We start from the raw sequence: 11,689 nt of genomic DNA on the forward strand, positions 1-11,689 counted from the left end.
GAGAGCGACGGCGTCGGCGGAAGCGGTCTTCTACATTCAGGGCTCGTCCCTACGTTGCCAGAAAGCCCGGCGTCCCTGGAGGGGGGGCCGGGCTTTCGCCTTTGCGGGCTGCTGCTGCTCGCCGGGACGCTAGAGGCTGATCTCGTCTGTCTTGTCCGGCGCCAGCTTCGGAGCCAGGCCCGGCGGCGGCAGGCCCTGGTGCGGATCCATCGGCATCGGCTCGTCCATCAGGTTCGGGTCGCCACTGCCCCCCACGCCCGGGCCGCCCTCGCGCAGCGAGTCGATCTCGTCGCGGCTGATGCCCGCCTCGTCCAGCACCTTGCGCGTCACCATGATGCGCGCCTCGCCATCCAGCGCCATGGCGATGGAGTCCGAGGGCCTCGCATCCAGCGTCACCTTGCGCTTGCCCTGCTCGAGGAAGACGCGGCCCGTGTAGATGTCATCGCGCAGATCGTCGATGCGCACCTCGGTCACCTTCGCGCCCAGCTCCGTCACCACCGAGCCGAGCAGATCCTGCGAGAGCGGCTGCGGCGGCCTCAGGTGCGCCAGCCGGAAGGCGATGGCCACCGCGGCCGACTCGTCCACGAAGATGGGCAGCACCATGGCCCCGTCCTCCGTGGTGAGCACCACCGCGTGCGTCTGCGCCTCGACGAGCGGGATGACGTCCCGGACCTCCAGCCGGATCAGCTCCTTGCAGGCGCCGGGATTGCCTCCCTGCTTTGGCACGCAGGCCTCGCTGTCCTTGGGCGCCGCGTTCGCATGCGCGGGTGGGGCGCCAAAGCCGGGGAGCAGCAGAACTCCCAGGGCGAGCAGCGCAGCGGACAGCGGGGCGAGGACGAAAGCGGCAGGGATGGACGTTTTCACCCTGCAAACGTGTGCATGTGCGCCGGGGGCGGGAGGGCGCTGATCCGTGCCCGCCTGCTCCCCAGCCTCACTGCGTCCGCGCCCCGGAAAAAACGGAACGGCAGGGTAGACGGGCGAGCGTCAGCGCTCGTCCTCGTCCTCGTCGTAGTCCTCTTCGTCCTCGACGTCCTCGTCCTCGTCGAAGTCGAGCTCCTCGTCGTCGGACTCCTCGTCCTCGTCGGACTCCTCGTCCTCGTCGAGCTCGTCCTCCAGATCCTCGGTCTCCAGCGCCATCGAGACGGCGAAGCGCTTGCCGAGCGCGGCCACCTGGGTCCTCATCTCGGTGAGCGCCGCGACGAAGTCCTCCTGGATGTTGGTGGGGGCCTTCTGACTGCAATGAGGGCAGGCGAGCTTCTCCGTCCCATCAATGAGATCCTGAACATCCAGCTCGAAGGTGCCCTCGCACTTCTGGCAAGTCAGATCGATGGTCATGTGCGTCGCGCGGAATACATAGGGCTCCGGTGACCTGTCAACGCCCGTGGCGAGCCGCCACCCGGTTTCAGTAGCCTCGGATTCCCTATGGACACTCCCAGGACGATGGTGCATGCGCTCCACGATCAGGCCAACCGGCGGCAACACCGTCCGGCACTGTGGACGCGCAAGGGGCGCACCTATGTGCCCACCTCGTGGCACGAATATGCCACCCGGGTGAAGCGCTTCGCCCTGGGGTTGCGCTCGCTGGGCTTCCAGCGGGGAAGTCCGTTGCCCATCCTGTCCTTCAACCGCGAGGAGTGGTTGGTGGCGGACCTGGCCGCCATGGCCCTGGGCGGCGTGCCCGTGGGCGTCTACACCAGCAGCAGCCCGGAGCAGGTGCACTACCTCGTCGAGCACTGCGAGGCGCGCCACGTGGTGGTGGAGAACGAGAAGCACCTGGCCACCGCGCTCGCCGTGCGCGAGCGGGTGCCCCGGCTGGGCCTCATCATCGTCCTGGACCCTCCCGCGGCCCCGCTGCCCGAGGGCGTGCTGAGCTACGCGGAGGTGCTGGCGCGCGGCACCGGCATCGATGAGGGGCCCTACTGGGACGCCGTCAACGCGCTCCAGTCCGAGGGGCTCGCCACCCTCATCTACACCTCGGGTACCACCGGCAACCCCAAGGGCGTCATGCTCAGCCACCACAACCTCGTGTGGACGGCCGGGCAGCTGCGGCGCGCCACGCGCATGTCCGAGGACGACGAGGCCCTCCTGTCGTACCTGCCGCTGGCGCACATCGCCGAGCAGATGATCAGCATCCACGCGCCCATCCTCATCGGCGCCGAGGTCTACTTCGCGCGCTCCCTGGAGTCGGTGCCGGAGGATCTGCGCGACGCCCGGCCCACCGTCTTCTTCGGCGTGCCCCGCGTCTGGGAGAAGTTCAAGGCCCGCCTCGAGGAGGGCATCCGCCAGCTGCCCGTCCCCCGCCAGACGGCGGTGGGCTGGGCCCGCGGGGTGGCCGTCCAGCGCCATGCGCTCGCCCTGCGTCACGAGCGGGTGCCCCTGTCCCTGGAGGGCCAGTACCAGCTCGCCCGGCGCACCGTCTTCCCGGCCCTGTTGGGCAAGCTGGGCTTCGAGCGCACCCACTTCTTCTCCAGCGGCGCCGCCCCCATCGGCCGCGACGTGCTCGAGTTCTTCGCCTCGCTCGACATCGTCATCCGCGAGGTCTACGGCCAGTCCGAGGTGTGCGGGCCCACCACCCTCAACACCCCCGAGGCCACCCGCCTGGGCACGCTCGGCCGGCCCGTACTGGGCGTGGAGCTCCTCATCGCCGACGACGGGGAGATCCTCGTGCGCGGCGGCGGCGTCTGCCAGGGCTACTTCAAGGACCCCGCCGCCACCGCCGACCTGCTCCAGGACGGCTGGTTGCACTCGGGCGACGTGGGCCACCTCGACGCCGAGGGCTACCTCCACATCACCGGCCGCAAGAAGGAGCTCATCGCCACCTCCGGCGGCAAGAAGACCGCCCCGGCCCCGATCGAGCAGCTCCTCAAGGCCGTGGCCCCCGTGGGCCATGCGCTCGTCATCGGCGAGCGCCGCAAGTACCTCGTGGCCCTCCTCACCCTGGACTCCGAGCGCGCACGGGCCCTCGCACGGCAGCATGGCTGGCCCGAGGACCTCTCCGCCCTCGCCGCCGATCCCCGCCTGCGCCAGCACCTGCACGAGACCATCGAGCGCGAGGTGAATCCCCGCCTGGCCCGCTTCGAGACCATCAAGCGCTTCGCCGTGCTCCCCGCGGACTTCTCCATCGCCACCGGCGAGCTCACCCCCAGCATGAAGATGCGCCGCCAGGTCATCGAGGCCCGCCACAAGGACCTCATCGACTCGCTCTACAGCGACGAGGAGGGGGGCGCGGCTCGGGCCGGGTAGGGGTCCTGAAACGCCAAGAGGGCCAAGGCGCGGGTCCACTGACCCTCACCCCGGCCCTCTTTGATCGGAACCCGATTGGGCTCGATACCCTCACCCCGTCCCTCTCCCGGTGGGAGAGGGGTTGTGGGGTCAGTGGGTTGGCACTGGGACTACTTGCGGTCCTTCATCGCCACGTAGTCGCGGCGCTTGGAGCCCGTGTAGATCTGACGCGGACGCGCGATCTTCTGCTCCGAGTCCTTCACCATCTCCTCCCACTGCGTCACCCAACCCACCGTGCGCGGAATGGCGAAGAGGACCGGGAACATCTCCACCGGGAAGCCCATCGCCTCGTAGATGAGGCCCGAGTAGAAGTCCACGTTCGGGTACAGCTTGCGCTTCACGAAGTACTCGTCCTGCAGCGCGATCTTCTCCAGCTCCACCGCGATCTCCAGCAGCGGGTTCTTGCCCGTCACCTCGAAGACCTCGTCCGCCACGCGCTTGATGACCTTCGCGCGCGGATCGTACGACTTGTACACGCGGTGACCGAAGCCCATCAGCTTCTTCTCACCCTCGCCCGTCTTCACCGCCTTGATGAAGTCCGGCACCTTCGACACGTGGCCGATCTCGCGCAGCATGCGCAGCACGGCCTCGTTGGCGCCGCCGTGCAGCGGGCCGTAGAGCGCCCCGATGCCCGCCGCCACCGCCGAGTAGGGATCCACCTCGGAGGAGCCCACCGTGCGCACCGACGTCGTCGAGCAGTTCTGCTCGTGGTCCGCGTGCAGGATGAAGAGCACGTCCAGCGCCTTCTCCAGCGTCGGGTGCACCTTGTACGTCGTGGTGCCGATCTTCCGGATCATCGCCAGGAAGTTGCCCACGTAGGACAAGTCGTTGTCCGGGTAGACGTAGGGCAGGCCCATGCTGTGGCGGTAGGAGAAGGCCGCGATGGTGGGCATCTTCGCGATGAGCCGCGTCATCTGGATGCGGCGGCTGCGCTCGTCCTTGGTGTTCTTCGCGTCCGGGTAGAAGCCCGAGAGCGCCGCCACCGTGGAGGACAGCATGGACATGGGGTGCGCGTCGTAGCGGTACCCGTCCATGAAGGTCTTGATGTTCTCGTGCACGTACGTGTGGTGCGTGACGAGGTAGTTGAACTCCTCGAGCTGCTTGGGCGTCGGGAGCTCGCCGTTGAGCAGGAGGTAGGCCACCTCGATGAACGACGACTTCTCCGCGAGCTGCTCGATGGGGTAGCCCCGGTACTCGAGGATGCCCTTGTCACCGTCGATGAAGGTGATGGCGCTCTTGCAGTTGGCCGTATTCAGGAACGCCGGGTCGTAACCCATCAGACCGAAGTCTTCCTCCGAGACCTTGATCTGCCGGAGCGCGTTGGTGCGAATGCAGCCGTTCTCGATCGGGACCTCGTACGTCTTCCCGGTCCGATTGTCCGTGATGGTCAGCGTGTCCTTTGACATGAGCGGGACTTTTCACAGGCGGCAGAGCGCTTTCAACAAAAAAGAACCGCACCCGGGGAGGCCGCGTTTCCCCCTGGGCAACGCCCGTTTTTCAAGACGTGAGACGGACTCCTGTGCGCTCCAACTGTCGCCAGAAGCCCGGGAAGCTCTTCTCCACGCATTCAGGTCCGGTCAGCGTGAGGGGTACACCGGACAGAACAGAGAGCGTAGCCGCGACCATGGCCAGGCGGTGATCCCCCCGGCTGTCCATGGAGAAGCGCGGCGGATGGGAGGTAGGAGGGTGGATTGTCAGCGTCTCGCCCTCCAGGTGGGTACTCCCTCCAAAAGCGGACACCAGGGTGCGGATTCCCTCCAGCCGGTCGCTCTCCTTGAGGCGCAGGACGCCGACGTCCGTGAGGGTGGAGGGGCGGGGCAGCACACACGCGAGCGCGGCCAGGGTGGGCAGCAGGTCCGGGCACTCCGTCCCCGAGGCCACCAGCCCGTCCCGGGCCGTCCCCGTCATCCGCAGGGTGTTGTCGGGGCCGGGGACCGCCTTCAGGCCCGCACGCTCCACCAGCCGCACCAGCGCCTGGTCCGGGTGGGCACTGGCGAGGTCCGCCCGCTCCACGCTCCCCCCGGTGCGCCAGGCGATGAGCAGCAGGTAGCCCAGCGAGGACCAGTCGCCCGGCATCGCCGGGGTGCGCTCGGGGGCGCGGTAGTCCGTCACCTCGTAGCGGCCCTCCTGCTCCGCCACGGTGAAGCCGAAGCGGCGCAGCCAGGAGACGGTCAGCTCCAGGTAGCCCGCGCTCGTCAGCGGGCCGATGATCTCCACCCGCCACGGGCGGCGCTCGCGCAGGTACAGGGCCGCGCAACCCAGCAGCAGGCTGGAGGCGTACTGGCTGCTCTGCGCTCCCGGGACGCGGAAGACGGGCTCACCGGTGCGGTCAGGGGCCTTGATCTCCACCGGCCAGGGGCGGCCCTCGGTGAGCACCAGCCCGGAGGGGCCGAGCGCCTCGCGCAGGGACTCGAAGAGGGGGCCATGGGGCCGCTCGCCGAGCCGGGGCGTCCCCGTGACGCGCACGTGCGTGCCCGGCGTCACCGCGGCCTGGGTGACGAAGATGCGGAAGGGCGCGCCGCCATCCGCGCAGTCCACGTCCCGCACGGTGCCGGGCGGCTGGCGCAGGGTCTCGATGCCCCGGGTGAGCACGTGCACGTCCGCGGGCAGGTAGTGCGGGGGCTCCTGCTGGAGCACGGGCAGGGGCCAGGCACCCGTCAGGTGCGCCAGCACCAGCGCCCGCTGCGCGTCCGACTTGGAGATGGGCGGCGTGAGGACCGCGGGGGTGAGCTGGCTCGCATCGACGTGAATCTGACTCATGGGCGAACTCCTCGGGACCAGGCCGGCCACAGCGCACGCCACACGTCCGCGGACACGTCACGCACCTCGGCGTGGCCCACGTCGGTGAGCAGCACCATCCGCAACTCGCCCGCGCTGCCGGTCTTCTTGTCCGCGGACAGCAGGGCCATCACATCCTTGAGCGACGCGCCCTTCAGCAGGTCCGCCGTCCGCTCCCGGCCGAGCACTCCCGGCCCCTGGTGCAGCGCGTCCTCCACCCGCCAGGCCACGTCCTCGGGGGTGACGCCCATGGCGCGCCCCACGTCCAGCGCGCACAGCATTCCCAGGCCCACCGCGTCCCCGTGCGACAGCTCGAAGTGGGAGAGGCTCTCCAGCACGTGGCCGAAGGTGTGGCCGAAGTTGAGCACCCGCCGCAGGCCCTGGTGCTCGTACGGGTCCTGCGCGCAGACGGACTCCTTGAGGCGCCGCGCGTCCTTCACCATCCGCTCCAGCGCGGGCGGCCGGCGCGTGTACGAGCGGAAGAGCGCCTCGTCGAGGCTGGCCACCATCTTCCAGGCCTCGAGCGAGCCCTCACGCACCTGGGTGTCCGAGAGGGTCTCGTAGAACTCGGGGCAGATCCACGCCTCGTCGGCGTAGTGGAAGACGCCCACCGGGTTCTTCACCACGCGCCCGCGCACCGTCATGTCCACCGCGCCCTTGCCGCCCAGGCTGCTGTCCACCGCCGCCAGCAGCGTGGTGGGCACCTGCACGAGCCGCACGCCCCGCTTCAGCAGGTGCGCGGCCACCGTGGCCACGTCGCCGATGGTGCCTCCACCGATGGCGATCAGCGTGCCCGAGCGCGGCATCGACAGGCCCGCGGCCATGAGCTGCTCCAGGGCCTCGAAGGTCTTCGCGCTCTCACCGCCGGTGAGCTGGACGATCGTATGGGGCTTGCGCGCCTTGAGGGCGGGAATCACGGTGGGGTGCAGGCGGGCCACCCGGCGATCCACGACGGCGAAGCTGCCCTCGGGAAGGGTGGCGCACAGACGCTTGAAGGAACCCCACCGGTCGGTGGCGTGGCGGTAGGCGCCAGGAGAGAGCTGGATCATGCGGAGTGGGGCCGGGCGTTGAGTTGAAGGACGAGGTCCGCCAGCACGAGCGAGACCATGGACTCCAGCACGGGCACGGCGCGGGGCATGATGCAGGGATCATGTCGCCCGCCCTTCGCGTGGTCCGCGAGCGTTGCTGGAGGCTTGAAGAAGACGCGCAGGGCCACGGGCTCTCCGTTGGCCAGGCCACCCTGGATGCCGCCGTAGGTGTCCTTCTGCGAGTGGAAGACGCTGCCGGGCTGTTCGATGCGCGCGAGCAGATCCGGCGGGCCCCAGACGACGCCCGTGACGGCGCCGACGCTGCCCAGCGCGAGCGCGAACAGCGACTTCATCTTGCCGAAGATGGGCTCGCCCAGGCCCACGGGCACGCCTTCGACGCGGATGTCGATGCAGCCTCCGAGGCTGTCTCCGGCCTCCTTGGCGGCGAGGATCCGCTTGGACATCTCCTCGCGGGCCACCGGATCCGGGCAGCGGGTCGGGTGGGCGTCCACCATGGCGCGGGTGAGGCCGGGCGCGGGAATGGCGGACGCCAGGTTGCCCACCTGCGACACCCAGGCGACGGTGCTCAGCGCCGGGAAGGTCTGGGCGAGGTAGGCCTCGGCGACAGCGCCTCCGATGACACGGCAGAGCGTCTCGCGGCCGCTGGTGCGCCCACCGCCGCGATGGTCGCGGTGCTTGAAGCGCTCGCGCCAGACGGCATCGGCGTGGCCGGGGCGATCCTCGGACTTGAGCTTCTCGTAGTCCCCGGAGCGCTGGTTGGTGTTGCGGACGATGGCCGCGATGGGCGTGCCGAGCGTCTTGCCCTCGAAGACACCGGAGAGGATCTCCACCTGATCCGGCTCGGCGCGCGCGGTGACGAGCGCGGACTGGCCGGGGCGGCGGCGGTCGAGCGCGGCCTGGATGAAGTCACGCTCGAGCGGAATGCCGGCGGGGCAGCCATCGATGATGGAGCCGAGCGCGGGGCCGTGGCTCTCGCCGAAGGTGGTGAGGCGGAAGAGGGTGCCAATCGTATTCATGAAGCGGTCTCCCAGAGGGCACGCTGCTGTCGGGCCTGGGCGATGAACCAGGCCGCGCCGAGGAGCAGCGGCGTTCCCCCGCGGCGGGTGATTTCCGTGGCGATGCGGCGCCCCGGGGCTCCGTAGGCGATGACGGCGATGCGGGCGCCCTCGAAGCGCAGGGCGTCGGGTGGGGTGATGCGATCGGGCCAGGTCCAGATGCCAGCGCCGGACAGGGGCCCGGAGATCTCCGCGCGGCGCAGGAAGCGGAGCTGACAGCCGGTCTCGGCGCCCACGACGCGGATGGCGGCACTGGCGCCACCGTCACCCAGGACGAAGGCCTCCCGGGCTCCGAGCCGCTCGAGGACGGTGCGAGCGCCGGCGGTGTCGGTGTTGAAGGACTCCCAGCGGTCGCGGCGGCGGACGAGGGTGTTGATGGCGTCGAGCGGCGAGCCGGTATGGCGGGCGAGGCGGATCTTGAAGGGGCTGGTGACGGCGAAGCCGCGGTAATGGGGGAGGAGGGCATCGACGAGGGACTCGACGGGAGCGTCCTCGGGGATGTCGATGCGGTCGAAGGGCTGGCGGTGGATGCGAGGCGAGCGCGAGTGGACGATCGACGTCCCGAGGATCGCCAGTCTGCCCGTGTATGCCCCCTCTCCCTCTGGGACAGGGCTGGGGTGAGGGTCTCCCGGAGTGAGCGCCCGCGCCTCCCGGACAGCATCCGCGAGCAACCGTTGTCCCGGAGCGGCCTTCCAATCGCCGCCGACGGCGACGTAATCGAGCACATTGCGCCGGGCGAGCACGGCGCGGACAGGAAGCGCGGTGGGCCCCATCGCCAGGACCGTCACCCGCTCGGCCCCGAAACGGGCCCGCAGCCGGGCCTGGGTCTCCAGCAGCACGGCGATCCGCTCCCGGGTCTCCTGCCCGAGCGGCTCGATGTGCTTCACCAGGGCACCCGGCGGAAGCGGCACGTCCCAGAGGCGGAGGGCCTCCTCGGTGGACAGAGGGCGCTCGGCGTGGTGCGAGGCCAGCAGTTTCCCGGGAGGAGCCGCCAGATCGCCCGCGTGGACGACATCCCGATCCACCCACCGGGCGGCGGCCACCCACGCGGGAGGCAGGGGCGTGCCGCGCTCGGACACGAGCAGTTCCAGGAGGCCCGCGAGCGCCGCGGCATCCACCGCCTCGGCGGGATGGAGATCCGTGCGCACCTCCAGCACGTCGGCCCCCCGGCTCCGGGCGTCGGCGGCGAAGCGCAGGGCCTCGGGGCCGCGGAGGCTCGGGGGGAGGGTGACGACGCGGCGGGCGGGCGTCATGTCTTGCTCCCGGGTGGGGCGAAGGCGCGCAGGAAGTCGGCGAGGCTCACGGTGGGGACGCGAGCGTGGAGCACCTGGCGCTGGTGGTAGATGGAGTGCAGCTCCTCCTCGAGGGACATGCCGGGGCGCAGCCGGGGGCGCGTGGTGTCGGCGAGGAGCCGCTCGCGGTAGGTCTCGAAGGAGATGGGGACGAGCAGGGTGAAGCAGGGCTGGAGGGCTTCCGGGTGGTGCGAGAGGAAGCCGCCGCCCACGGCGATGACGGAGCCGCGAGGCAATTCCAGGAGCAGGGTGCGCTCGGCTTCTCGGAAGCCGTTGGCGTCCTCCGCCACCCAGTCGCGGAGGCTGCGGCCCGAGCGGCGCTCGAGCTCGGCATCCAGGTCCAACCCCGGCCTGCCGAGCAGGGCACTCACCAGGGGGAGCAGGCGCGTCTTGCCCGCGGAGCGATGCCCGGCGAGGACGACGGTCTGCCCGGGCACGGGGGTCGGCTGGGGGCCTGGCTGGACAAGCTCCTCCCTCAGCGCAGGCGCGAGCCGTGGATCCACGGCATCGAGGATGTGCTGGACGAGGAGGTGCTTGTGCTCAGCGGACGGTCCCGACATAGACGTAGGATGTCCCGAAGGTCATCGGATGGGCCACCCTTTCCTGATAGGACCCCGCTTGATCCATCAGTGACAGGAACTTTTCGCCCGCCGGGAAGGCGGCCGAGGTCCGAGGGAGGTACTCGTAGGCCGCCCGGTTGCCGGTGAGCAGGCCGCCGATGGCGGGCATGATCACCTTGCTGTAGAGGCGGAAGATTCCCCCGAACAGGCCGGTGGGCTGGCCGAACTCGAGCACCACCACGCGGCCGCCGGGGCGCACCACGCGGGCCATCTCCTTCAGGCACTTCACCGGGTCATCCACGTTGCGGATGCCGAAGGCGATGGAGGCCACGTCGAAGGAGTCGTCGGCGAAGGGCAGCGCCATGGCATCGGCCACCTGGAACTCCACCTGGAGCCCCTCCCGGGCGGCCTTGGCCGGAGCGTTGTCCAGCATCTCCTTGCAGAAGTCGGTGCCCATCACCCGGCCCGAGGCGCCCACCTTGCGCTTGAAGGCGAGCGCCAGGTCTCCGGTGCCGGTGGCGCAGTCCAGGACGGCGTTGCCCTCCCGGGCTCCACTGAGGCGCACGGCCGAGCGCCGCCACAGCCGGTGGATGCCAAAGGAGAGGACCTCGTTCGTCACGTCGTACCGCGTGGCGATGGAGGAGAACATCTGCCGGACTTCGGTGCTCATCAGGCCCCCACGACATGCGCCGGCAAGTCCGGCATCCACAGGTGACGGTCCACCGCGCTCAGCACGCCCGGCAGCCGCCGCATCAATTGTTGGAAGCGCTCCGGCGTCAGGGCCTGCTGCCCATCGCACAGGGCCTGCTCGGGCCGCGGATGCACTTCGATCATCAACCCGTCCGCCCCGGCCGCCGCCGCCGCCAGCGCCATGGGCTGGATGAGCTCCGGCTCGCCCGTGGCATGCGAGGGATCCACGATGACCGGCAGGTGGGTGCGCTGCTTCGCCACCGCCACCGCCGCCAGATCCAACGTGTTGCGCGTGGCCGTCTCGAAGGTGCGGATGCCGCGCTCGCAGAGGATGACCTGATCGTTGCCGCCATCCAGCACGTACTCGGCCGCGAGCAGCCACTCCTGGATGGTGGCCGCCAGCCCCCGCTTGAGCAGCACCGGCTTGCGCACCTTGCCCAGCGCCCGGAGCAGCGGGAAGTTCTGCATGTTGCGCGCGCCCACCTGGAGCACGTCCACGTAGTCCTCCATTAAAGGAAGCTGCGTGGACTCCATCACCTCGCTGACGATGGGCAGGCCCACCTTGCGCGCGGCCTCGGCCAGCACGCGCAGCCCGGGCTCTCCCATGCCCTGGAACGAGTAGGGGCTGGTGCGAGGCTTGAATACCCCACCGCGCAGGATGTGGGCACCGGCGGCGGCCACGGCGGCGGCGGTCTGCTCCGTCTGCTCCATGCCCTCCACGGCACAGGGACCGGCCATGACGACGAAACCGGGGCCTCCCACCTCCACCTGTCCTACACGGACGCGCGTGCCCTCGGGCTTCCACGCCCGGGCCATCCGGGGGGTACCTTCTCGGGGCGTTGTCGCGCCCCCCTCACTCGGCTTGCCGCTCACGGCCGCCTCCCGTTCCCTGTGGAGTTCACGTTGTTTTGAACCCCGTGATGCTTGTATAGCCAAACCGCCGTACAGAACAACAAGAGGTTGCTGCCTCGTCTGGTGGGGCA

Annotated in this window: 11 protein-coding genes; 1 reads left to right on the forward strand and 10 read right to left on the reverse strand. The window is 70.0% G+C overall.

Features of this window, described 5'->3' with window-relative positions:
* Nucleotides 1–129: 129 nt before the first annotated feature.
* Nucleotides 130–864, reverse strand: a complete 735-nt coding sequence (locus NR798_RS22020; protein WP_375773451.1) for a bifunctional nuclease family protein — start codon at nt 862–864, stop codon at nt 130–132.
* Nucleotides 865–984: 120 nt separating this feature from the next.
* Complete coding sequence (locus NR798_RS22025) at nt 985–1,335, reverse strand: hypothetical protein (RefSeq protein ID WP_375773452.1); 351 nt, start codon at nt 1,333–1,335, stop codon at nt 985–987.
* Nucleotides 1,336–1,422: 87 nt separating this feature from the next.
* On the opposite strand from NR798_RS22025, the gene NR798_RS22030 reads away from it, so the two are divergent.
* Nucleotides 1,423–3,243, forward strand: coding sequence for an AMP-dependent synthetase/ligase (locus NR798_RS22030; protein WP_375773453.1), 1,821 nt, complete (start codon nt 1,423–1,425; stop codon nt 3,241–3,243).
* A 149-nt stretch (nt 3,244–3,392) separates the two neighbouring features.
* On the opposite strand, the gene NR798_RS22035 is transcribed toward NR798_RS22030, so the two are convergent.
* The 8 genes from NR798_RS22035 to aroF all read right to left on the reverse strand — a co-directional run bounded on the left by NR798_RS22035 (nt 3,393) and on the right by aroF (nt 11,522).
* Entirely contained in the window at nt 3,393–4,688 is a 1,296-nt protein-coding gene (locus NR798_RS22035) for a citrate synthase (RefSeq protein ID WP_375773454.1), read from the reverse strand.
* A 91-nt stretch (nt 4,689–4,779) separates the two neighbouring features.
* Nucleotides 4,780–6,042: a 3-phosphoshikimate 1-carboxyvinyltransferase gene (locus tag NR798_RS22040; RefSeq protein ID WP_375773455.1), complete on the reverse strand. Its 1,263-nt coding sequence runs from the start codon at nt 6,040–6,042 to the stop codon at nt 4,780–4,782.
* Entirely contained in the window at nt 6,039–7,109 is a 1,071-nt protein-coding gene (locus NR798_RS22045; protein WP_375773456.1) for a 3-dehydroquinate synthase family protein, read from the reverse strand. The genes NR798_RS22040 and NR798_RS22045 overlap by 4 nt, the downstream gene beginning before the upstream one ends.
* Nucleotides 7,106–8,125 carry a chorismate synthase gene (gene aroC / locus NR798_RS22050; protein ID WP_375773457.1) on the reverse strand — a complete coding sequence of 340 codons (1,020 nt, stop codon included), beginning with the start codon at nt 8,123–8,125 and terminating at the stop codon, nt 7,106–7,108. The genes NR798_RS22045 and aroC overlap by 4 nt, the downstream gene beginning before the upstream one ends.
* On the reverse strand, nt 8,122–9,417 hold the full coding sequence (locus tag NR798_RS22055; RefSeq protein WP_375773458.1) for a shikimate dehydrogenase: 1,296 nt from the start codon (nt 9,415–9,417) through the stop codon (nt 8,122–8,124). Before NR798_RS22055 ends, aroC begins: the two co-directional genes overlap by 4 nt.
* Nucleotides 9,414–10,016 (reverse strand): shikimate kinase, encoded by a 603-nt coding sequence (locus NR798_RS22060; protein ID WP_375773459.1) that lies wholly within the window; start codon nt 10,014–10,016, stop codon nt 9,414–9,416. The genes NR798_RS22055 and NR798_RS22060 overlap by 4 nt, the downstream gene beginning before the upstream one ends.
* Nucleotides 9,997–10,686 (reverse strand): bifunctional demethylmenaquinone methyltransferase/2-methoxy-6-polyprenyl-1,4-benzoquinol methylase UbiE, encoded by a 690-nt coding sequence (gene ubiE / locus NR798_RS22065; RefSeq protein ID WP_375773460.1) that lies wholly within the window; start codon nt 10,684–10,686, stop codon nt 9,997–9,999. Before ubiE ends, NR798_RS22060 begins: the two co-directional genes overlap by 20 nt.
* Nucleotides 10,686–11,522, reverse strand: coding sequence for a 3-deoxy-7-phosphoheptulonate synthase (gene aroF, locus NR798_RS22070; protein ID WP_375773461.1), 837 nt, complete (start codon nt 11,520–11,522; stop codon nt 10,686–10,688). The genes ubiE and aroF overlap by 1 nt, the downstream gene beginning before the upstream one ends.
* Nucleotides 11,523–11,689 lie beyond the last annotated feature (167 nt).

The sequence above is a fragment of the Archangium gephyra genome (genome assembly GCF_042230915.1).
Lineage (GTDB): Bacteria > Myxococcota > Myxococcia > Myxococcales > Myxococcaceae > Archangium > Archangium gephyra_B.